Origin of the sequence: Massilia sp. CT11-137, from assembly GCF_047302885.1 — a bacterium.
GTDB lineage: Bacteria > Pseudomonadota > Gammaproteobacteria > Burkholderiales > Burkholderiaceae_D > Telluria > Telluria orientalis.
The window spans coordinates 788,865-809,307 of record NZ_JBKYMP010000002.1 but is presented as its reverse complement, the minus strand read 5'-3'; the positions used below and the strand labels follow the sequence as shown (position 1 = coordinate 809,307).

Below are 20,443 nucleotides of genomic sequence, written 5' to 3'. Positions count from 1 at the left end.
CTCTGGATGAACGCAACGGCAAGACCATTATAGGACGAATCACCGGCCCGACAGCGCCCGGTCCACGAGCTCGATCCAGTGCGTCACCGGCGTCGCCGTCCCGGACTGCAGGTGCGCGATGCAGCCGACGTTGGCCGAGACGTATTCCCGCGCGCCCGTCGCTTCCAGGTTGGCGAGCTTGCGGTCGCGCAGGGCGTGCGCAAGCTCGGGATGCAGCACGGAATACGTGCCGGCCGAGCCGCAGCACAGATGGCTTTCCGCGCACGGCACGACATCGACGCCGGCCGCGCGCAGCACGCCCTCGACCTTGCCGCGGATCTGCTGGCCGTGCTGCAGGGTGCACGGCGGGTGGAACGCGACGCGCTCATGGATGCGGCCCGAAAGAAGCCGCGCGATCTCGCCCTCGAAGTCGCACATGATCTCGGACAGGTCCTTCGTCAGCGCCGAGATGCGCGCCGCCTTTGCCGCATACGCCGCATCGTGCGCGAGCAGGTGGCCGTAGTCCTTGACCGTCACGCCGCAGCCGGATGCCGTCATCACGATGGCCTCGACCCCGCCCTGCTCCACGTACGGCCACCAAGCGTCGACGTTGCGGCGCATGTCGGCCAGTCCCCCGTCCTGGTCGTTCAGGTGGAAGCGCACGGCGCCGCAGCAGCCGGCTCGCGGCGCTTCGACGAGCTGGATGCCGAGCGCGTCGAGCACGCGCGCCGTCGCGGCATTCACGTTCGGCGCCATCGCCGGCTGCACGCAGCCCGCCAGCACGAGCATCCTGCGCGCGTGGTCGCGCACGGGCCAGCGGCCGGGCGCGCGCGCCGGCTGCAGCTTGTCCTGCAACGCGGACGGCAGCAGCGGGCGCACCATCTGCCCCGCCCTGAACGCGGGCTTGAACAGACCGGTACGCGGCAGGAATTCCTTCAGCGTCGCGCGTTTCACCCTGTCCGCCAACGGACGCGCCACGCGTTCCTCGACCACCTTGCGGCCGATGTCGACGAGGCGCCCGTACTTCACGCCGGACGGGCACGTGGTCTCGCAATTGCGGCACGTGAGGCAGCGGTCGAGGTGCAACTGCGTCTTGCGCGTGGGCGTCTCGCCCTCCAGCACCTGCTTGATCAGGTAGATGCGGCCGCGCGGGCCATCCAGCTCGTCGCCCAGCAGCTGATAGGTCGGACACGTGGCGGTGCAGAAGCCGCAGTGCACGCAGGCGCGCAGGATCGCATCGGCCTCGATGCCCTCGGGCGTGTCCTTGATGAAATCGGCGAGATTCGTTTGCATGGTCTCTCAATACATCCGGCCGGGATTGAAGATGCCGGCCGGGTCGAACCCGGCTTTCAGGCGCTCGTGGATGCGGGCGATGGCCGGCGCCAGCGGCTGGAACACGCCTGCACGCCCGTCGCCGCCGCGGAACAAGGTCGCGTGGCCGCCGCACGCCGCGACGACCGCACGGATGCGTTCCGCCGTCGCCGCGTCACCCGGCGCGCGCAGCCAGCGCTGCGCCCCGCCCCACTCGATCAGTTGCGGGCTGCCCGGCACGATGGCGCCGACCGTCGACGGCACGGACAGGCGCCACAGCGGCATGTTCCCTTCAAAGAATGCGTGCTGCTGTTCGCGCAGGCTGGCCCAAAAGCGGGCGCAGTCCGGCATCACGTCGCCGCCGAGCGTGCGGATGGCATTGTCGACGGCGGCATTCGCGCCGGACAGCCGCAGCGCCAGCATGCCGTCGTGCCAGCAGCTGGCGGAGACCGGAAGCGGCTGGCCGGCCCATTCGTTCAGGCTGCGGATCGCGTCGACCTCGTTCACGCCCTCGAACACGAGCGTCGCTTCGCGCGGCGCGCGCGGCAGCACTTTTATCGACACTTCCAGCAGCAGGCCCAGGGTGCCGAGCGACCCGGCCAGCAGGCGCGACACGTCGTAGCCGGCCACGTTCTTCATCACCCGGCCGCCGAACGACAGCACGTCGCCCTTGCCGTCCAGGAGCTTGCAGCCGAGGACGAAGTCGCGCACGGCGCCGCTGTTCGCGCGGCGCGGTCCCGATAAACCGCTCGCGATCGCGCCGCCCAATGTGGCTTGCGCGCCGAAATGCGGCGGCTCGAACGCCAGCATCTGCCCACGCTCCGCAAGGGCCGCTTCGATCTCGGCCAGCGGCGTGCCGCAGCGCGCCGTGATCACGAGTTCCGTCGGCTCGTAGTCGACGATGCCGGTGTAGTCGCGCGTATCGAGGACGTCGCCTTCGAGCCGCTGCCCGTACCAGTCCTTGGTGCCGCCGCCGCGGATGCGCAAGGGGCGCCCGTTGCGCACCAGTTCCTGAAAGTGTTCGACGAGATTCTGCATGATCAGAAGCGCGGCAGATCGGAAAACGGCAGCACGCCGCCGCTGACGCGCATGCGGCCCAGTTCCGCGCAGCGGTGGAGTGTTGGAATGGCCTTGTTGGGATTGAGGAGCATGCCCGGATCGAACGCGCGCTTCACCGTGAAGAATGCGTCGAGCTCCCTGGCGCCGAACTGCACGCACATCGAATCGATCTTCTCGACGCCGACGCCGTGTTCGCCCGTGATGGTGCCGCCCACTTCCACGCACAGCGCGAGGATGGCGGCGCCGAAGGCTTCCGCGCGATCGAGCTCGCCCGGCTGGTTGGCGTCGAACAGGATCAGCGGGTGCATGTTGCCGTCGCCCGCATGAAAAACGTTCGCGCAGCGCAGGCCGAACGTCGTCTCCATCTCCTCGATGCGCGCCAGCACGTGCGCGAGCTGCTTGCGCGGGATCGTCCCGTCCATGCAGTAGTAGTCGGGCGAGATGCGGCCGGCGGCCGGGAACGCGTTCTTGCGGCCGGACCAGAAGCGCAGGCGCTCGGACTCGGTCTGCGACACCGTGATCGCGCTGGCGCCGGCCTCGCGCAGCACCTCCGTCATGCGCGCGATTTCTTCCGCCACTTCGAGCGCCGTGCCGTCCGCCTCGCACAGGAGGATGGCCGCCGCGTCCAGGTCGTAGCCCGCCTTCACGAACGGCTCGACCATGCGCGAGGACGTCCGGTCCATCATCTCCAGGCCGGCCGGGATGATGCCGGCCGCGATCACGCTGGCGACCGCGTTGCCGCCCGTCGCCACGTCGTCGAACGACGCCATGATCACCTGCGCCTGCGCCGGCTTCGGCACGAGTTTCACGGTCACTTCGGTGACGATGCCCAGCATGCCTTCCGAGCCGATGAACACGGCCAGCAGGTCGAGGCCGGGCGCGTCGAGGGATGCGCCACCGAGCTCGATGACGTCGCCTTCGATCGTACAGACGCGCACGCGCAGCACGTTGTGCACGGTGAGGCCGTATTTGAGGCAGTGCACGCCGCCCGAGTTCTCGGCCACGTTGCCGCCGATGGTGCAGGCGATCTGCGACGACGGGTCCGGCGCGTAGTACAGGTCGAACGGCGCGGCCGCTTCCGAGATGGCGAGATTGCGTACGCCCGGCTGCACGACGGCCGTGCGCGCATACGGCTCCACGCGCAGGATGCGGTTGAGCCGCGCCGTCGAGATCACGACGCCGTCCGCCAGCGGCTGCGCACCGCCGGACAGGCCCGTGCCCGCGCCGCGCGGAACGATGGGCACGCCCAGGTCGCGGCATACCTTCAGGATCGCGAGCACCTGCGCCTCGTCGTCGGGGAGCGTCACGACCATCGGCAGCTGGCGGTAGGCGGCCAGGCCGTCGCATTCGTAAGGACGGGTGTCCTCGGGATCGGCGAGGACGGCGCGTGCGGGCAGGACGGCACGCAGTGCGGCGGCCACCTGCCGCCTCCGCCCGGGGTCGACTGGAATCGAGGGAATCATGGAACGATTGTAAGCACAATCCCAAGGATTTGGCGTATGCTCCGGCTATCTTTTTTCGTGGGCAGGATATCAGCATGGGCAATCGACTTTCGAAGATCGCGACCCGCACGGGCGACGATGGCAGCACCGGCCTCGGCGACGGCAGCCGCACCGGTAAAGACAGCGCGCGCATCGCGGCGCTGGGCGACGTCGACGAGCTGAATTCCTTCGTCGGCCTGCTGCTGTGCGAGGAAATGCCGGGCGAGCTGCGCGAGGAACTCGTCACGATCCAGCACGACCTGTTCGACCTGGGCGGCGAGCTGTGCATCCCGGGCTACCAGCTGATCAAGGACGAGCAGGTGGCGCGCCTGGACGCGCTGCTGGAAAAGTACAACGCCGACCTGCCGGTCCTGAAGGAATTCATCCTGCCGGCCGGCTCGCGCGCCGCGTCGCTCGCGCACGTGTGCCGCACCGTGTGCCGCCGCGCCGAGCGCGCCATCGTGACGCTGTCGAAGCTCGAAACGATCAACGCGCAGCCGCGCCAGTACGTGAACCGCCTGTCGGACCTGATGTTCGTGCTGGCGCGCGTGCTGAACCGCCACGCGGGCGGCAGCGACGTGCTGTGGCAGCACGAACGCAAGCGCACCTGACGGAGTGCGGATGACGGCAGCCTTCGACGTCCGCTTCCACGCGAATTCGTTCCACTTCCGGGGCAAGGGCCGGGTCGTCGTCGAACCCGACTTCGTGCTCGTGCGCGGCAAGATCCACAGATCGTTCCGCCTGGCCAAGCGTGCGGAACACCGGCTGCGCATGGTCGACATCGTCAACGTCCAGACGGACGGCGAAAACGTGATGTTCCACGTGCTGGGCGTGCGCGAGAATCTCGTCATCGGCTTTGCCATGAAGGACGCGGCGGCGGCGGTGCGGCTCGCGGCCCTGCTGCCGCAACGTCGCACCGAGGACTTCGCCATCGCCCACGCCGAGCGCGAGGAATTCCACGACCGGATCGATTACTGGAGTCCGTCGACGCCCGTGATCTGGACCTTGCTGGCGCTGAACATCGGCATCTACTTCCTCATGTGGCTCGTGCGCAGCAGCCTGCCCGGCGGCGTGATGGGATCGATGCTGGGCTGGGGCTGGAATTCGAACTACGATGCGGTCCTGCGCTCGGCCCAACTCGTCAACTGGGGCTCGAACCTGGGCGACAGGACGCTGCACGGCGAACCGTGGCGCCTCTTCACGTCGCTGTTCCTGCACGGCAGCCTGCTGCACCTCGCATTCAACATGATCGCGCTGTGGCAGGTGGGCCAGCTCGTCGAGCGCCTGTTCGGCAGCCTGCGCTTCAGCGCGCTGTACCTGGTCGCCGGCCTGTGCGGCGGCATCGCCAGCGTGATGTGGAATCCGCACGTGAACAGCGTGGGCGCGTCCGGCGCCATCTTCGGCATCGTCGGCGGCCTGTTCGCGTTCATGCGGCGCGAGAACAGCGGCATCCCGCCCACCGTCGTCAACGACCTGCGCGGCACGCTGCTGCCGTTCCTGGCGTTCAACCTGGCGGCAGGCTTTTTGTATCCGCACACGGACAACGCGGCCCACATCGGCGGGCTGATCGGCGGCTGGCTGGCCGGCCACCTGCTGGCCCGCTCGCTCCACGTGCCTGCGGAGCAAACCACATGAGCGACAATTTCATCGGCATCTACGACGGCGCCCTCACGCCCGGGCAATGCGCCCACATCCTCGACCGCTTCGAGGCCAGCGACAAGCACCAGCGCGGCCGCACGGGCATGGGCGTGGACGTGGCAAAGAAGGACAGCTGGGACATCACCATCAGCCAGCACAAGGAATGGCACGACGTGTGCAACCTGATGGCGACGGCCGTGCGGCGCCACCTGGTCGAGTACATGGACCGTTACCGCGCCCTGCTGCTGGGCGCCCTCGCGCCGACCGTCGCGCATCCCGCCACGGGCCAGCCGGTGGCGCTCTCGCTGGACAACTTCGACGAATGCGGCCGCCCGCACCTCGATGCGCTGGTCCAGGCGATGTACCGTCTCGGCGCCATCAACCTGCAGAAGTACCTGCGCGGCAGCGGCGGCTACCACCACTGGCATTCCGAGATCTATCCGCAGAACGCGAGCTGCGAAACCCTGCACCGCGTGCTGCTGTTCCAGTTCTACCTGAACGACGTGGCGGAGGGCGGCGAGACGGCATTCCTGTACCAGGGCCGCAAGGTCGAGGCGCGCCAGGGCCGGCTGGTCATCGCCCCGGCCGGCTTTACCCACACGCACAAGGGCCACGTCGCGACGAGCGGCGACAAGGTCGTGGCCACGTCGTGGATCCTGTACCGCCGCGCCGAGGACCTGTTCAAGTAGGGCGGGACGCGCCGGCCAGCGCGTCCCGCAGCGACTCGAGATCGATCGGCTTGACGAGGTGCCTGTCGAAACCTGCCTCCGCGGCGAGCCGGCGGTCGCTGTCCTGGCCGTAGCCGGTGATGGCGACGAGGAACGCGTGCGCGGTGGAAGGTTGCGCGCGCAGCTGCCGCGCCAGTTCATAGCCATCCATGCCCGGCAGGCCGATGTCGAGCAGGCATACCTGCGGCGCCTCCGTGCGCGACCGCTCCAGCGCGTGCAGCGGATCGTGCTCGATGCTCACGCGGTGTCCGGACGCTTCCAGCAGCAGGCCGAGCGTCTCGGCCGCGTCGACGTTGTCGTCCACGACCATGATCGACAGGCCGCGTTCCTGCGCCGCCTGCGCCTCGTCGCACGGCGCGGCCGGCGCGGCGCCTGCCGCGAGGAGCGGCAGGGTCACGGTGAACCGGCTGCCCTGGCCCGGCCCCGCACTCGCGCACGAGACGGTGCCGCCGTGCAGCTCGACGAGGCTCCGCACGAGCGCCAGGCCCAGTCCCAGGCCACCGGAGGCGCGGTCCGACGTGCGCTCGGCCTGGGCGAACAGGTCGAACGCGCGCGCCGCCAGTTCCGGTGCCATGCCGATGCCGTTGTCGACGACGTCCACCACGACCTCGTTGCCCCGCACCCTGGCCGCGAGCCGCAGCCGGCCGCCCTCCTGCGTGTACTTGGCGGCGTTGTTGAGCAGGTTGGCGAGGATCTGCACGAGGCGTTTCGCATCGCCCATCACCGGCATGGACTGCGCGGGGACGTCCACGTCCAGCTGCTGGTGCCGGGTACGGACGAGCGGCATCGCCTGCTCCACCGCGTCGGCCACGATGTCGCGCATGTCCAGCGCTGCCTCGTCCAGCTCGACCTGCCCGCGGGTGACGCGCGACACGTCCAGCAGGTCGTCGATCAGCTCCGTCATGTGGGCGACCTGGCGGCCGATGATCTCGCTCGTCTTGCGCACGAGACCTTCGTCCAGCCGCGCGCGCTGCAGCAGCGCGGCGGCCGCGCCGATGGGCGCCAGCGGGTTCCTGAGCTCGTGCGCCAGCATCGCGAGGAACTCGTCCTTGCGGCGGTCGGATTCCTTCAGCTTTTCCTCGGCCAGCTTGCGTTCCGTGATGTCGCTGGCGGCGCCGATCCATTCCTCGATGTCGCCGCGCGCGTCGAGCATCGGCACCGCGCGCGAATACGTCCAGCCCACGCTGCCGTTCAGGCGGCGCACGCGGTGTTCCAGCTCGAACGTGGACTTGGCGCGGGTCGCCGCGGCGATCGCCTGGTGAACGCGCGCCTGGTCTTCCGCCGGGATGTAGTCGTCGACCCAGTAGCGGCTCGCGTCGGCCGTGTCCTTCAGGAACCCGCGGCCATCGAGCTGGCGCAGCTGGCTCCAGTCGGGGCTCATGCGGTACACGACGTCCGCCGTCGCATTCGTCAATGCCCGGTAGCGTGCTTCGCTCTCGCGGAGTGCGGCTTCCGAACGCACCTGCTCGGTCACGTCGTTGGTCGTGTGCGAGATGCACAGGATGGCGCCGTCCGTGCCGAAGACCGGCGTGCTGACAGCGGTCCAGAACCGTTCCTCGTAGCCCGTCTCGCCGTTCGGCAGGACGACGGGAATCGGGTAGCGCTGGGCCGGCAGCCGGTCCGGCTGGCCCGTCGCCACGACGCGGGCGAGCGAACGGCGCAAGACCGTTTCGCCGGTGTCGGCCGGGTCGTCGGGGTTGCGCGGAAAGGCTTCGAACAGGCTGACGCCGACCAGCTCCTCGCGCGTGCGCCCCGACGCTTTCAAAAACGCGTCGTTGACGGCGAGGATGGTGGCCTCCGGCGTGGGCGACAGCAGGTAATGCCCGCTCGGGGAATGAGTGAAGACGGCTTCGAACAGGGCGGGGGAAAGCATGAACGGTGCTTTCGGAAGTCGATGAAGCGGAATTATAGGCTTCCCGCAACGGACGCGTCGGCCGATTCGCCATAGAAAAAAACGCCACCGCCGGACGGGCCGGGATGGCGTTTTTCAGAGGGGCAAACTGCGCAGGGTCAGGTGTTGTTGACCACCAGGCGCGGTTCGCCGATGCTGAAGCGTTCGCGGATCGACAAGGCTATGCCGTGCGCATCCAGGCCGACGGACGCCAGCAGCAGCGCCGGGTCGCCGTGGTCGATGAAACGGTCGGGCAGGCCCAGGATCAGCAGCGGCTTGGCGATGCCCGCCTCCGCCAGCGCCTCGGCCACGGCGGAACCGGCGCCGCCCATCGTGCAGCCCTCTTCCACCGTCACCAGGTAGTCGTGGTTCTGCGCCAGCTGCTTCACCAGTTCCACGTCCAGCGGCTTCACGAAGCGCATGTCGGCGACGGTCGCGTTCAGGCCGTCGGCCGCTTTGATGCTCGGCGCCACCATCGAACCGAAGGCCAGGATCGCGACGCCCTTGCCTTCGCGCCGCACGACGCCCTTGCCGATCTCGATGACGTCCAGCGCCGGCTCGATGGCCGCGCCGATACCCGCACCGCGCGGATAACGCACGGCGGCCGGGCCGTCGAAACGGTAGGCCGTCGTCAGCATCTTGCGGCACTCGTTCTCGTCCGACGGCGCCATCACGACCATGTTCGGGATGCAGCGCAGGTAGGCGATGTCGTAGTTGCCGGCGTGCGTGGCGCCGTCGGCGCCGACGAGGCCCGCGCGGTCCAGCGCGAACGTCACGTCCAGGTTCTGCAGCGCCACGTCGTGAATCAGCTGGTCGTAGGCGCGCTGCAGGAACGTCGAGTAGATCGCGACGACGGGCTTCATGCCTTCCGTTGCCAGGCCGCCCGCGAACGTCACCGAATGCTGCTCGGCGATGCCGACGTCGAAGTAGCGGTCCGGATATTCCTGGTTGAAGCGGACCATGCCCGAGCCTTCGCGCATCGCCGGCGTGATGCCGACCAGGCGCTTGTCGACATGCGCCATGTCGCACAGCCAGTTGCCGAACACCTCGGTGTACGTGATCCTGGTCGCCTTGGCGGGCTTGATGCCTTCGCTCGGATTGAATTTACCCGTGCCGTGGTACAGGATCGGCTCGGCTTCGGCCAGCTTGTAGCCCTGCCCCTTCTTCGTCACGACGTGCAGGAATTGCGGGCCCTTGAGCTTCTTGATGTTTTCCAGCGTCGGGATCAGCGAATCGAGGTCATGGCCGTCGATCGGGCCGATGTAATTGAAACCGAATTCCTCGAACATCGTGGCCGGGACGACCATGCCCTTCGCGTGTTCTTCCAGCTTCTTCGCCAGTTCCAGCATCGGCGCGGGCAGCATCGTCTTGCCGACGTTTTTCGCGGCCGCGTAGAACTGGCCCGACATCAGGCGCGCCAGGTAGCGGTTCAATGCGCCGACCGGCGGCGAGATCGACATGTCGTTGTCGTTCAGGACGACGAGCAGGTCGACGTCGTCCTCGACGCCCGCGTTGTTCAGCGCCTCGAACGCCATGCCGGCGGTCATGGAGCCGTCGCCGATGACGGCGATGGCCTTGCGTTTCTCACCCTTGATCTTCGCGGCCGTCGCCATGCCCAGGGCCGCCGAGATCGACGTCGACGAGTGCGCGGTGCCGAACGTGTCGTACTCGCTTTCGTCGCGCTTGGGGAAGCCGGACAGGCCGTTCAGCTGGCGCAGGCTCGGCATGCGCTCGCGCCGGCCCGTGAGGATCTTGTGCGAATAGGTCTGGTGGCCGACGTCCCACACGATGCGGTCTTCCGGCGTGTTGAACACGTAGTGCAGCGCGATCGTCAGCTCGACGGTGCCGAGGTTGGACGACAGATGGCCGCCCGTCTTCGACACGGAATCGAGCAGGAACTGGCGCAGTTCATGGGCCAGCGGCGTGAGCTGGGTGCGCGGCAGCTTGCGCAGGTCGGCCGGGTCGTTGATGGTATCTAGCAGTTTCATTTATGCCTTCCGCTGCACGATCAGGTCCGCGATCTCGCGCAGCCGCAGTGCTTGTTCTCCGAACGGCGCGAGCGCGTCGTGCGCCTGCTGCCGCAATTGTTCGGCCAGCGCCTTCGACGGCGCCAGCCCAAGGATCGACACATAGGTCGGCTTGTTGTCGGCGGCGTCCTTGCCGGCCGTCTTGCCCAGCGTGGCCGAGTCGGCGGTCGCGTCGAGGATATCGTCCACGACCTGGAACGCGAGGCCGATGGCGCGCGAGTACGCGCCCAAGGCTTCCTGCTCGTGCGATGCGAGGTCGCGGCCGGCCAGCGCGCCCAGCAGCACGGACACGCGCAGCATGGCGCCCGTCTTGAGCTGGTGCATGCGTTCCAGCTGCTCGAGCGTGAGGCTGAGGCCGACGCTGTCCAGGTCGATCGCCTGGCCGCCGCACATGCCCTTGCTGCCGGCCGCTTCGGCCAGCAGGCGCAGCATCGTGACGGTGCGCGCGGCCGGGACGGTCGTCGTGCCGGCCAGCACCTCGAAGGCCTGCGCCTGCAGCGCGTCGCCCACGAGCAGCGCCGTCGCTTCGTCGTACGCCACGTGCACCGTCGGCTTGCCGCGGCGCAGGGCGTCGTCGTCCATGCACGGCATGTCGTCGTGCACGAGGGAATACACGTGGATCATCTCGACGGCGCTGGCGGCGCGCGCGAGCGCATCCGCATCCGCGCCGAACAGCGCGCCGCTCGCATGCACGAGCAGCGGACGCACGCGCTTGCCGCCGCCCAGCGCCGTGTAGCGCATCGCTTCGTGCAGCTTGGCCGGCACCTGGCTCTCAGCCGGCAGGAAGCGGTCGAGGGCAGACTCCGCGTCGGCCTGCACGGCCTTCACCCAGGCCTGGAAATCCGGCGGCGCGCTCATACGTCGTCCTCGCCGTCGGCGCTGAACGGCTTGAGCATCTCGCCTTCCAGGACCTTCACCTGGGATTCGACTTTTTCCAGCTGGGCCGCGCAATAGCGCACGAGCTCGGACCCGCGTGCATAGGCAGCGACCGAGGCTTCCAGGGGCAATTGCCCACTTTCCATTTGCGTCACGAGTTGGGCCAGTTCGGCCATCGCCTGCTCGAAGGACTCCGGAGGTGCGGGCGCCGCTGCGCTCATCGCGGCGGCCGGTGGTGCGGCGCTCTCCGCGTTTGTTTTATTTGGCATAATGAGTTTGATCGATTCGGGGCTGGGCGACACCATACGCAACCCGTGCGCGGCATGCCAGTCTAATCGCTTATTCTAAACAATCCTGTTTCGACATGAACGGTGCGCCTGTCGCCGCCAACTTGCAAGCAAGGATACATTTTATCGCAAAGCGCCCCGGGATTCATGAAAACGATGCCGTTTAGGCAATTTTTGAACACCCACGTACCACAACCACGAGCCGGCCCGGGACTGGAGGGGCGTTTACAGGCTATAATCTCCGGTTCTGTCTCCGAAATACCGTATTCCGCTCTTTAAAGGAGCGAGAACTCCGAATTTGCGGCAGCACTGTTGGTCGGGATGCGACGCCTCGAGCGCGCCCGCTCGACCACGTTGCTGCTCGCCCTGGAAATCTCGATGCTCCCCTAAAAATACTGGTTCTCGGATTCTTTCTCTTCTTTGGCTGAAATTCTGTAAAGGGGGGTTGGGATGTCCGATCTGGCTACCCACGCCAAGCTGGCGCGTTCGCTCGCCCAGCTTCCGGTAAATGTCTACTTCGACGACGCGCTGTTGCAGCGTGAATTGCAGCAATTGTTTCTCAAGGGGCCCCGCTACGTCGGGCACGAGTTGATGGTTCCCGAGAAGGGCGATTTCGCGACCCTGAAATCGGAGAACGAGGGTCGCATGCTGGTGCGCAACGCACAGGGCATCGAGTTGATGTCGAACGTCTGCCGCCACCGCCAGGCGCTGATGTTCAATGGCCGGGGGAACGCCAAGAACATCGTCTGCCCGTTGCACCGCTGGACCTATGACCTCAAGGGCGAGCTGATCGGCGCACCGCATTTCGCGGACACGCCCTGCCTGAACCTGTCCAGGACGCCGCTGCAGAACTGGAACGGCCTGCTGTTCGAACAGAACGGCTACGACGTGATGGACAAGCTGAAGCACATGTCCGTGACGAAGGACCTGGATTTCTCGGGCTACATGTTCGACCACGTCGAGGTGCACGACTGCGACTACAACTGGAAGACCTTCATCGAGGTCTACCTGGAGGATTACCACGTCGAGCCGTTCCACCCTGGCCTGGGCAACTTCGTCAGCTGCGACGACCTGCGCTGGGAATTCGGTCCGGACTACAGCGTCCAGACCGTGGGCGTGCATCGCGGCCTGCAGAAGTCCGGCTCGCCGGCCTACAAGGCATGGCAGGAACAGGTCTTGAAGTTCAACAACGGCCAGGCACCGAAATACGGCGCGATCTGGCTGACCCTGTATCCGAACATCATGGTCGAGTGGTATCCGAACGTGCTGGTCGTGTCGACCCTGTGGCCGCTGGGTCCGCAGAAGACGCGCAACGTCGTCGAGTTCTACTACCCGGAAGAATTCGTGCTGTTCGAGCGCGGCTTCGTGGACGCGGAACGCGCCGCCTACATGGAGACGTGCGTCGAGGACGACGAGATCGCCCTGCGCATGGACGCCGGCCGCAAGGCGCTGATGGAGCGCGGGGTGACCGAGGCGGGCCCGTACCAGTCGCCGATGGAAGACGGCATGCAGCACTTCCACGAGTGGTATCGCAGCAAGATCGACAATATTCCTCCGGGGATGTGATGGTTAGTCGCTGATGGCCCCACTCTGGATGTTGTTCGCCAGCTTCCTGTTCGCCGCCATGGGCGCGGCAGTGAAGCTGGCTTCCTCGCTCTACTCGACCTCGGAAATCGTGATGTACCGGGGTCTCATCGGCGCCCTGCTGCTGTTCCCGATGATCCGCCTGCAGGGCGGTTCGTTCAGGACCGCCTTCCCGAAAGAACACCTGTGGCGCAGCGTCGTCGGCGTGGTCTCGCTGTGGATGTGGTTCTACGCGATCGCCAAGCTGCCGCTGGCCACCGCCGTCACCCTCAACTACATGGCGCCGATCTGGCTTGCCGCCTACATGTTCGTCACCGGCTGGTGGCGCGGCAAGGGCTTGCCCGAATGGCCGCTGGCCCTCGCCATCGCCATGAGCTTCGTCGGCGTGACGCTCGTGCTGCGGCCGGCCGTCGAGACGCATGAATGGGTCGGCGGCCTCGTCGCCATCGGCTCGTCCGTGATCGCCGCGATGGCCTATATGCAGGTGCGCCGCCTCGGCCAGATGGGCGAGCCGGAATACCGCGTCGTGTTCTATTTTTCCGTCACGATGGGCCTGGCGGGCCTCGTCGGCTCGCTGCTCGGCAACGGCATGAATACGTTCCGCCCGCAATCGTGGCACGGCATGGGCCTGCTGCTGGCGATCGCCGCCAGCGGCCTGGGCGCCCAGATCGCGATGACGCGCGCCTACCGCATCGGCAAGGTGCTCGTCGTCGCCAACCTGCAGTACACGGGCATCGTCTTTTCCAGCCTGTGGGGCATGATGCTGTGGGGCGACGTGTTCGACTGGCATGTCTGGCTGGGCATGGGCGTGATCCTCGTCTCGGGAATCGCCGCGACGTTCTACAATACGACGCGCACGGCGCGCGGCGCCGTCGTCAAGGAAACCGATCCCATCGCCAGCGAATAAAGGAGTGCCATGTCCAGCTTCACGACCCTGATCGAACCCGCCGCACTGGCCGCACACATGAACGACTCGAAGTGGGTCGTCGTCGACTGCCGCCACGACTTGATGAACCTCGCCGCCGGCCGGGACGCCTATGCGGCCGGCCACATCCCGGGCGCCGTCTTCGCCGACATGGAAACGCAACTGTCGGGCGCCAGGCGCGACGCCGCCGGCAATTTCCGTGGCCGCCATCCGCTGCCGGAACAGGACGCGTTCATCGAGCTGCTGCGGGGCTGGGGCGTGGACGACGACACGCAGGTCGTCGCGTACGACGCGCACGGCGGCATGTACGCCGCGCGCCTGTGGTGGATGCTGCGCTGGGTCGGCCATGGCGCCGTCGCCGTGCTGGATGGGGGCCTGCCCGCCTGGCAGGCGGCGGGCCAGCCCGTCGTCACCGACGCGCCGGTCGCGCGCGCCCGCGGCAGCATCGCTTCCCGTCCGGCCCTCGTGACGACGGTCGACGTGAACGCGATCCTGCACAACGTGGAACACGGCGGCAAGACGATCGTCGACGCGCGCGCGCCCGACCGCTTCCGCGGCGAGAACGAAACGATCGACCCGGTCGGCGGCCACATCCCGGGCGCGAAGAACCGCTTCTTCAAGGACAACCTGCAGGCGGACGGCCGCTTCAAGGCGCCGGATCAGCTGAAAGCGGAATTGAAAGTGGCGGTGGGCGATCCGCAGGACGCCATCATGCAATGCGGTTCCGGCGTGACCGCGTGCCACAACCTGCTGGCGCTGGAAGTGGCCGGGATGCCGGGTGCGGCGCTGTATCCGGGATCGTGGAGCGAGTGGACGGCGGATCCGCGGCGGGCGGTGGCGACGGAGACGGCCTGAATGTTCAGCTAAGCCGTCGTTCCCGCGAAGGCGGGAACCCAAGTTTCACGCGTAGTGGCAGCGCTTGCAAAATCGGGCCCCTGCCTTCGCAGGGGCGACGTTCATGGGCCGCGTCAATTAATGACTGAAGTCGTACGGGGCGGGCAAAAAGTCCGCCAGCGTGAACAACACGACCGACAGCACGAGGGCCACGACCACGTAGGCGAAGCGCGACGGCTTGTCGCGCAATGCTGCAATCCATTCACTCAAGAGCTTCGCCATACCGGCCTCCGTTCAGCTAACGGCCCAGCATAGGTCGCAAGGAATCGCCCTGTCAACCGCAGGGCGCAGCGTTTAGTATCTTAATGGCCGTGCGTCAGGACCAGCACGATGACGACGCCCAGGCCGATCAGCAGGACCTGCGGAATGGATTCGCGCACGGTGGCCCGGCGCTGCATCTGCGGCATCAGGTCGCTCACGGCAATGTAGATGAAGCCGGACGACGCGAACACCAGCACGTAGGGAATCAGGTCGCTGGCGCGGTCCAGCGTCGCATACCCGAGTATCCCGCCCAGCACGGCCAGCAGGCTGCACAACAGGTTGAACACGTAGGCGCGCACGCGCGAGAAGCCGGCGTTCAGCAGCACGATGAAGTCGCCGATCTCCTGCGGGATCTCGTGGGCGATGATGGCCACGCCCGTGACGATGCCCAGTTGCGGATTGGCGAGGAAGGCGGCCGCGATCAGGATGCCGTCCGTGAAGTTGTGCATGCCGTCGCCGATCAGGATCATCCAGCCCGCGCGGCCGGCCTGGCGCGCGTCGTGGCCATGCGCGTGATGGTGCCCATCGCCCTCGTGGTGGTGCGAATGGCGCAGCAGCGCCACCTTCTCCAGCAGGAAGAACGCGAGCAGGCCGCCCAGCAGGGTGGCGAACAGCGCATGCGTGTCGGCCTTCGACTCGAACGCTTCCGGCAACGCATGCAGCAGCGACGTCGACAGCATGATGCCGACCGACAGGCTGACCATGCGTTCGACGACCTTCGACAGCAGCGTAAAGGAAAACACCGCGGCGGCCGTGATGCTGACCACGCCCGCCAGGCCGGTGGCCAGCAGGATGGAGATGAGAATCGGGTCGATCTGGAAGCCTCTTCTTTTTCTGGGGGCGTGCGGACGCACACGCCCCGGGCGCAAACCGTTGATTGTAACCCGACGGGCGTGCCGCCGTCAGCCGACGCCGTGTTCGCGGAACCAGGCCAGCGCGCGCGCGAAGCCGTCGCGGGCATCCTTCGCGTTGTAGCTCGGGCGATAGTCGGCGTAGAAGGCGTGGCCCGCGTCCGGGTAGACGACGATCGCGGAATCGCTGGTCCCCTCACCCAGCGCGGCCGTCATCCGTTCGACCGTGGCGACCGGGATGCCCGTGTCCTTCGCGCCGTACAGGCCGAGCACGGGCACGGTGAGCGTGGACGCGACGTGGATCGGGTGCTTCGGCTGGCCCGGCGGATTCGGATCGGCCACCAGCTTGCCGTACCACGCCACGGCTGCCGTCACGCGCGGGTTGTGCGCCGCGTACAGCCACGTGATGCGCCCACCCCAGCAAAAGCCGTTGACGCCGAGCCGGTCGATATCGCCGCCGTTCTCGCCGGCCCACGCGACGCAGGCGTCGATGTCGCCCATCACCTGGGCGTCCGTCACCTTGCGGATGATTTTTGCCAGGATCGTGGCCATGTCGGGGAGCGTGGACGGATCGCCCTGGCGGATGAAGAAGTCGGGGGCCAGCGCGAGATAGCCTTGTTTGGCAAAGCGGCGCGCGACGTCGACGATGTGTTCGTGCAGGCCGAAGATCTCGGACACGACGATCATCACCGGGAGCTTGTCCTGCCCCGCCGGACGGGCGACATAGACGGGCACTGCCTGGCCGCCGACGGCCAGGCGAATGGTGCCGACGGCCAGGCCGTCGGACTCGGTGTGGATCACGGACTGCGCCGCGATGGGTTGGGCGGCCGCCGCGAAGCCGCTTGCGTTGTCGTTCATCGCCTTCCTTCGTTGGGTCTTGAAAGGCTTGCTATCTTAGCAGCGAGGAAAAAACCCCGTGTGACGCCACGCTTCCAGATATGTTTGACAACATAATATGGCTGAGTATTCTGCATGGCACTCACCCACTTGCGAGAACCACCATGAATACTTCCATCACCGTCAACGGCATGCAGATCCACGTGGAAGAACGCGGCAGCGGCAAGCCGCTCGTGTTGCTGCACGGCGGGATCATGGCCAGCGAAGCGTTCGGCCCGAACATCGCCGCGCTGGCCGAGGGCCGCCGCGTGATCGCCATCCACCTGCAAGGCCACGGCCACACGCCGGACGTGGACCGCCCGCTGCGTTTCGAAACGCTGGCGGACGACGTCGCGGGCGTGATCCTGGAACTCGGCCTGGGCAAGGCCGATCTGCTGGGGTATTCGTTCGGCGGCGGCGTCGCGCTGCAGACGGCGATCCGGCATCCCGACGTCGTCGACCGGCTGATCGTCGTGTCGGCGGCAGCCAGCCGCGACGGTTTTTATCCGGAAGTGCGCACGGCCTTCGACCACATGGACACGCAGGCCGCGCAGATCGGCGCGCACGTTGCGCAGTCGCCGCTGGGCAAGCTGTATCCGGCCGTGAACTGGGAAACGGCTTTCCGCAAGATGGGAGAATTGCAGAGCCGCGACTACGACTGGATGCCGCAGGTGAGTGACATCCAGGCGCGGACGATGCTGGTGTTCGCGGATGCGGATGCGATCACGCTGGAACACATCGCCGGGTTCTACAAGGCGCTCGGCGGCGGGCAGCGCGACGCGGGGCTGGATGGGTCATTGCGCGCCGCCGCCCGGCTGGCCATCGTGCCGGGGACGACGCACTACAACCTGCTGGCGACGACGGCGGTCGCCCAACTGGCCGAGGAATTTTTGGACGCGTAGGGTGGGCGGCCCTCCGCCCACGCGAACACTGGCGATATGCCAGCGTCACGCGTGGGCACGGGGTGCCCACCCTACTAGTGGGCCTCTTCCCAGTTCGTTCCAACACCGGTTTCGGCCACCAGCGGCACCTTCAGAGTGGCCACGCCGCCCATCAGTTCCGGCAGCTTGCGCTTGACGAGTTCCAGCTCCTCCTGCGGCACTTCCAGCACCAGTTCGTCGTGCACCTGCATCACCATGCGGGTGCGCAGGGCGTCTTTCTCGATCCAGTCCTGCACGGCGATCATCGCCAGCTTGATCAGGTCCGCGGCGGTGCCCTGCATCGGCGCATTGATCGCGGCGCGTTCGGCGCCGGCGCGGCGCGGGCCGTTCGGCGAGTTGATCTCCGGGAGCCACAGGCGGCGGCCGAACACCGTTTCCACATAGCCCCGCTCCTTCGCGAGCAGGCGGGTCTCGTCCATGTAGCGCTTGACACCAGCGAAGCGCTGGAAGTAGCGCTCGATGTAGTTGCTCGCGGCGCCCCGTTCGATGCCCAGGTTCTGCGCGAGGCCGAACGCGCTCATGCCGTAGATGAGGCCGAAGTTGATGACCTTCGCGTAGCGCCGCTGCTCGCCCTGCACTTCTTCCGGCGGCAGGCCGAAGATCTCGGCGGCGGTGGCGCGGTGGATGTCCTCGCCGGCCGCGAACGCGCGCAGCATCGCCTCGTCTTCCGAGATGTGGGCCATGATGCGCAGCTCGATCTGCGAATAGTCGGCCGACACGATCACGCTGCCCGCCGGCGCCACGAACGCTTCGCGGATGCGCCGGCCTTCGCTCGTGCGCACGGGGATGTTCTGCAGGTTCGGATCGTTCGACGCGAGGCGGCCCGTGATGGCGACGGCCTGCGCGTAGTTCGTGTGCACGCGGCCCGTCTTCGGGTTCACCATCTTCGGCAGCTTGTCGGTGTACGTCGACTTCAGCTTGGAGAGGCCGCGGTGCTCCAGCAGGATCTTTGGCAGCGGATAGTCTTCCGCCAGCTTTTGCAGCACTTCTTCGTCGGTGGACGGCGCGCCGGTCGCCGTCTTCTTGATGACGGGCAGCTGCAGCTTGCCGAAGAAGATCTCGCCGATCTGCTTGGGCGAGCCGAGGTTGAACGGGCCGCCGGCCAGTTCGTAGGCCTGCTGCTCCAGTTCCATGATGCGCGCCGCCAGCTCGTTCGACTGCGCCGCCAGCTTGTCCGCGTCGACCAGCACGCCATTGCGCTCGATCTTCTGCAGCACGACGGACGTCGGCAGCTCGATGCTGCGGTAGATATAGTCCAGGCCCTTGTCGCTTTCCACGTGGCCGATCATCGCGTGGTGCAGGCGCAGGGTGATGTCGGAGTCCTCGGCCGCGTACTCCGTCGCGCGGCCCAGCTCCACCTGGTCGAAGCAGATCTGGTTCACGCCCTTGCCGCACACGTCGACGAAGGGAATCGTCGTGTAGCCCAGGTGGCGCAGCGCCATCGTGTCCATGTCGTGCGGCTTGTGCGATTCGAACACGTACGACTGCAGCAGGGTGTCGTGCACGATGCCGCGCAGTTTCACCCCGTGGTTTTCGAAGATGTGGCTGTCGTACTTGAGGTTCTGGCCCAGCTTCGGCTTGTCCGGATTTTCCAGCCACGGCTTCATGCGCTCGAGGACCTCTTCGCGGTTCAGCTGCTCCGGCACGCCGGCGTAGCGGTGCGCGAGGGGGATGTACGCACCCTTGCCCGCCTCCACCGACAGCGAGATGCCGACCATCTCGGCCGTCATCGGGTCGAGCGACGTCGTCTCCGTGTCGACCGACGTCAGCTCGGCTTTATCGATCAGCGCCAGCCAGCGCTCGAACTGCTCCTGCGTGGTCACCGTCTCGTACTCGCCTTTGATGATCGGCATGCCCGGTTGGGTACCCGCCGCGCCTTCCGGCGAATTCAGCGCCGGCGCACCGGACGCGCCGGGCATGCCGTACTTGCCCGCGTTGCCGGGGCCGATCTCGCGCAGCATCGTTTTGAAACCGTAGCGCTGGAAGAAGTCACGCAGCGCGTCCTTGTCCTCGGGACGGCCGATGAGGGTCTCTTCGATCGACACCACGTGACCCGCCAGGTCGCAGTCCGTCTTCACGGTGATCAGTTCGCGGCCTTTCGGCAGCCAGTCCAGCGCGGCGCGCAGGTTCTCGCCGACGGCGCCCGTGATCGACGCCGCGTTCTCGATGACGCCGTCCAGCGAGCCGTGCAGGGTCAGCCACTTGAGGGCCGTCTTCGGGCCGCACTTGGTGACGCCGGGGACGTTGTCGACGGTGTCGCCGATGAGGGTCAGGTAGTCGATGATGCGGTTCGGCGGCACGCCGAACTTGGCCAGCACGCCCGCTTCGTCGAGCTTTTCGTTGCTCATCGTGTTGATCAGCATGACCTTGTCGTTGACGAGCTGGGCGAGGTCCTTGTCGCCCGTCGAGACGACGGTGTTCAGGCCGCGTGCCGTCGCCTGCGCCGCGAGCGTGCCGATGACGTCGTCCGCTTCGACGCCCTCCACCATCAGGATCGGCCAGCCCATGTGGCGCACGACTTCGTGGATCGGCTCGATCTGCCTGGCCAGGTCTTCCGGCATCGAGGCGCGCGTCGCCTTGTATTCGGGATACAGGTCGTCGCGGAAGGTCTTGCCCTTCGCGTCGAACACGCAGGCGATGTACGCGGCCGGGAAGTCCGCGCGCAGGCGGCGCAGCATGTTGACCATGCCGTGCATCGCGCCGGTCGGGTAGCCGTCCGGGCTGCGCAGGTCGGGCAGTGCGTGGAAAGCGCGGTAGAGATAGCTGGAACCGTCGACGAGAAGCAGGGTGTTGTCCATAGGGCAGAGTAAAAAGTGGGCCGCGGCGGCACGGCA

At 67.0% G+C, this 20,443-nt stretch carries 18 protein-coding genes; 7 read left to right on the top strand and 11 right to left on the bottom strand.

Annotation, left to right across the window (positions count from 1 at the left end; all coding sequences use genetic code 11):
• Nucleotides 1–39: 39 nt before the first annotated feature.
• The 3 genes from glcF to ACEN98_RS20325 are packed head-to-tail and all read right to left on the bottom strand — an operon-like array spanning nucleotide 40 to nucleotide 3,812.
• The gene (glcF, locus tag ACEN98_RS20335) at nucleotides 40–1,272 is read right to left on the bottom strand and encodes a glycolate oxidase subunit GlcF (RefSeq protein WP_413386771.1); all 1,233 of its coding nucleotides are present in this window, start codon (nucleotides 1,270–1,272) and stop codon (nucleotides 40–42) included.
• A 6-nt stretch (nucleotides 1,273–1,278) separates the two neighbouring features.
• The gene (glcE, locus tag ACEN98_RS20330) at nucleotides 1,279–2,328 is read right to left on the bottom strand and encodes a glycolate oxidase subunit GlcE (protein ID WP_413386769.1); all 1,050 of its coding nucleotides are present in this window, start codon (nucleotides 2,326–2,328) and stop codon (nucleotides 1,279–1,281) included.
• Nucleotides 2,329–2,330: 2 nt separating this feature from the next.
• On the bottom strand, nucleotides 2,331–3,812 hold the full coding sequence (locus ACEN98_RS20325; protein WP_413386767.1) for an FAD-linked oxidase C-terminal domain-containing protein: 1,482 nt from the start codon (nucleotides 3,810–3,812) through the stop codon (nucleotides 2,331–2,333).
• A 74-nt stretch (nucleotides 3,813–3,886) separates the two neighbouring features.
• Here ACEN98_RS20325 and ACEN98_RS20320 point away from each other — a divergent pair, with 74 nt between their 5' ends.
• Genes ACEN98_RS20320 through ACEN98_RS20310 form a run of 3 tightly spaced genes read left to right on the top strand, consistent with a single transcriptional unit; the run spans nucleotide 3,887 to nucleotide 6,157 of the window.
• Complete coding sequence (locus ACEN98_RS20320) at nucleotides 3,887–4,441, top strand: cob(I)yrinic acid a,c-diamide adenosyltransferase (protein WP_413339609.1); 555 nt, start codon at nucleotides 3,887–3,889, stop codon at nucleotides 4,439–4,441.
• A gap of 10 nt (nucleotides 4,442–4,451) precedes the next feature.
• On the top strand, nucleotides 4,452–5,465 hold the full coding sequence (locus ACEN98_RS20315; protein WP_413386765.1) for a rhomboid family intramembrane serine protease: 1,014 nt from the start codon (nucleotides 4,452–4,454) through the stop codon (nucleotides 5,463–5,465).
• On the top strand, nucleotides 5,462–6,157 hold the full coding sequence (locus ACEN98_RS20310) for a 2OG-Fe(II) oxygenase (RefSeq protein ID WP_413386763.1): 696 nt from the start codon (nucleotides 5,462–5,464) through the stop codon (nucleotides 6,155–6,157). The genes ACEN98_RS20315 and ACEN98_RS20310 overlap by 4 nt, the downstream gene beginning before the upstream one ends.
• On the opposite strand, the gene ACEN98_RS20305 is transcribed toward ACEN98_RS20310, so the two are convergent.
• The 4 genes from ACEN98_RS20305 to ACEN98_RS20290 form a co-directional block, all read right to left on the bottom strand.
• Complete coding sequence (locus ACEN98_RS20305) at nucleotides 6,150–8,069, bottom strand: ATP-binding protein (protein WP_413386761.1); 1,920 nt, start codon at nucleotides 8,067–8,069, stop codon at nucleotides 6,150–6,152. The two genes, ACEN98_RS20310 and ACEN98_RS20305, sit on opposite strands and share 8 nt — an antisense overlap.
• 137 nt (nucleotides 8,070–8,206) lie before the next feature.
• Entirely contained in the window at nucleotides 8,207–10,075 is a 1,869-nt protein-coding gene (gene dxs / locus ACEN98_RS20300) for a 1-deoxy-D-xylulose-5-phosphate synthase (protein ID WP_413386759.1), read from the bottom strand.
• Nucleotides 10,076–10,972, bottom strand: coding sequence for a polyprenyl synthetase family protein (locus ACEN98_RS20295; RefSeq protein WP_413386757.1), 897 nt, complete (start codon nucleotides 10,970–10,972; stop codon nucleotides 10,076–10,078).
• The gene (locus tag ACEN98_RS20290; RefSeq protein WP_413386755.1) at nucleotides 10,969–11,259 is read right to left on the bottom strand and encodes an exodeoxyribonuclease VII small subunit; all 291 of its coding nucleotides are present in this window, start codon (nucleotides 11,257–11,259) and stop codon (nucleotides 10,969–10,971) included. The genes ACEN98_RS20295 and ACEN98_RS20290 overlap by 4 nt, the downstream gene beginning before the upstream one ends.
• Nucleotides 11,260–11,727: 468 nt before the next feature.
• On the opposite strand from ACEN98_RS20290, the gene ACEN98_RS20285 reads away from it, so the two are divergent.
• From ACEN98_RS20285 to ACEN98_RS20275, 3 genes are read left to right on the top strand one after another with little or no spacing between them, the layout of a single operon-like run.
• On the top strand, nucleotides 11,728–12,843 hold the full coding sequence (locus ACEN98_RS20285) for an aromatic ring-hydroxylating oxygenase subunit alpha (RefSeq protein ID WP_413386753.1): 1,116 nt from the start codon (nucleotides 11,728–11,730) through the stop codon (nucleotides 12,841–12,843).
• A gap of 13 nt (nucleotides 12,844–12,856) precedes the next feature.
• Entirely contained in the window at nucleotides 12,857–13,768 is a 912-nt protein-coding gene (locus tag ACEN98_RS20280; RefSeq protein WP_413386751.1) for a DMT family transporter, read from the top strand.
• A gap of 9 nt (nucleotides 13,769–13,777) precedes the next feature.
• On the top strand, nucleotides 13,778–14,641 hold the full coding sequence (locus ACEN98_RS20275; RefSeq protein ID WP_413386749.1) for a sulfurtransferase: 864 nt from the start codon (nucleotides 13,778–13,780) through the stop codon (nucleotides 14,639–14,641).
• Between the two features lie 117 nt (nucleotides 14,642–14,758).
• Here the strand turns inward: ACEN98_RS20275 and ACEN98_RS20270 are convergent, their stop codons facing one another.
• The 3 genes from ACEN98_RS20270 to ACEN98_RS20260 all read right to left on the bottom strand — a co-directional run bounded on the left by ACEN98_RS20270 (nucleotide 14,759) and on the right by ACEN98_RS20260 (nucleotide 16,650).
• A complete protein-coding gene (locus tag ACEN98_RS20270) occupies nucleotides 14,759–14,902 on the bottom strand; it encodes a hypothetical protein (RefSeq protein ID WP_156403652.1) in 144 nt (47 codons plus the stop codon).
• Nucleotides 14,903–14,982: 80 nt separating this feature from the next.
• Nucleotides 14,983–15,684: a ZIP family metal transporter gene (locus ACEN98_RS20265; protein ID WP_229411932.1), complete on the bottom strand. Its 702-nt coding sequence runs from the start codon at nucleotides 15,682–15,684 to the stop codon at nucleotides 14,983–14,985.
• Between the two features lie 159 nt (nucleotides 15,685–15,843).
• Entirely contained in the window at nucleotides 15,844–16,650 is an 807-nt protein-coding gene (locus tag ACEN98_RS20260; protein ID WP_413386747.1) for a dienelactone hydrolase family protein, read from the bottom strand.
• Nucleotides 16,651–16,793: 143 nt separating this feature from the next.
• Here ACEN98_RS20260 and ACEN98_RS20255 point away from each other — a divergent pair, with 143 nt between their 5' ends.
• The gene (locus ACEN98_RS20255) at nucleotides 16,794–17,570 is read left to right on the top strand and encodes an alpha/beta fold hydrolase (protein WP_413386745.1); all 777 of its coding nucleotides are present in this window, start codon (nucleotides 16,794–16,796) and stop codon (nucleotides 17,568–17,570) included.
• A 74-nt stretch (nucleotides 17,571–17,644) separates the two neighbouring features.
• Here the strand turns inward: ACEN98_RS20255 and polA are convergent, their stop codons facing one another.
• Nucleotides 17,645–20,407, bottom strand: a complete 2,763-nt coding sequence (gene polA / locus ACEN98_RS20250) for a DNA polymerase I (protein WP_413386743.1) — start codon at nucleotides 20,405–20,407, stop codon at nucleotides 17,645–17,647.
• Nucleotides 20,408–20,443: the final 36 nt, after the last annotated feature.

What these genes read in the sequence shown, in the direction of transcription:
- glcF (WP_413386771.1), bottom strand. Translation starts at nt 1,272, where the DNA reads ATGCAAACGAATCTCGCCGATTTCATCAAGGACACGCCCGAGGGCATC.
- ACEN98_RS20295 (WP_413386757.1), bottom strand. Translation starts at nt 10,972, where the DNA reads ATGAGCGCGCCGCCGGATTTCCAGGCCTGGGTGAAGGCCGTGCAGGCC.
- polA (WP_413386743.1), bottom strand. Translation starts at nt 20,407, where the DNA reads ATGGACAACACCCTGCTTCTCGTCGACGGTTCCAGCTATCTCTACCGC.
- ACEN98_RS20315 (WP_413386765.1), top strand. Translation starts at nt 4,452, where the DNA reads ATGACGGCAGCCTTCGACGTCCGCTTCCACGCGAATTCGTTCCACTTC.
- ACEN98_RS20320 (WP_413339609.1), top strand. Translation starts at nt 3,887, where the DNA reads ATGGGCAATCGACTTTCGAAGATCGCGACCCGCACGGGCGACGATGGC.
- dxs (WP_413386759.1), bottom strand. Translation starts at nt 10,075, where the DNA reads ATGAAACTGCTAGATACCATCAACGACCCGGCCGACCTGCGCAAGCTG.
- ACEN98_RS20285 (WP_413386753.1), top strand. Translation starts at nt 11,728, where the DNA reads ATGTCCGATCTGGCTACCCACGCCAAGCTGGCGCGTTCGCTCGCCCAG.
- ACEN98_RS20260 (WP_413386747.1), bottom strand. Translation starts at nt 16,650, where the DNA reads ATGAACGACAACGCAAGCGGCTTCGCGGCGGCCGCCCAACCCATCGCG.
- ACEN98_RS20325 (WP_413386767.1), bottom strand. Translation starts at nt 3,812, where the DNA reads ATGATTCCCTCGATTCCAGTCGACCCCGGGCGGAGGCGGCAGGTGGCC.
- ACEN98_RS20290 (WP_413386755.1), bottom strand. Translation starts at nt 11,259, where the DNA reads ATGCCAAATAAAACAAACGCGGAGAGCGCCGCACCACCGGCCGCCGCG.
- ACEN98_RS20280 (WP_413386751.1), top strand. Translation starts at nt 12,857, where the DNA reads ATGGCCCCACTCTGGATGTTGTTCGCCAGCTTCCTGTTCGCCGCCATG.
- ACEN98_RS20275 (WP_413386749.1), top strand. Translation starts at nt 13,778, where the DNA reads ATGTCCAGCTTCACGACCCTGATCGAACCCGCCGCACTGGCCGCACAC.
- glcE (WP_413386769.1), bottom strand. Translation starts at nt 2,328, where the DNA reads ATGCAGAATCTCGTCGAACACTTTCAGGAACTGGTGCGCAACGGGCGC.
- ACEN98_RS20255 (WP_413386745.1), top strand. Translation starts at nt 16,794, where the DNA reads ATGAATACTTCCATCACCGTCAACGGCATGCAGATCCACGTGGAAGAA.
- ACEN98_RS20310 (WP_413386763.1), top strand. Translation starts at nt 5,462, where the DNA reads ATGAGCGACAATTTCATCGGCATCTACGACGGCGCCCTCACGCCCGGG.
- ACEN98_RS20270 (WP_156403652.1), bottom strand. Translation starts at nt 14,902, where the DNA reads ATGGCGAAGCTCTTGAGTGAATGGATTGCAGCATTGCGCGACAAGCCG.
- ACEN98_RS20305 (WP_413386761.1), bottom strand. Translation starts at nt 8,069, where the DNA reads ATGCTTTCCCCCGCCCTGTTCGAAGCCGTCTTCACTCATTCCCCGAGC.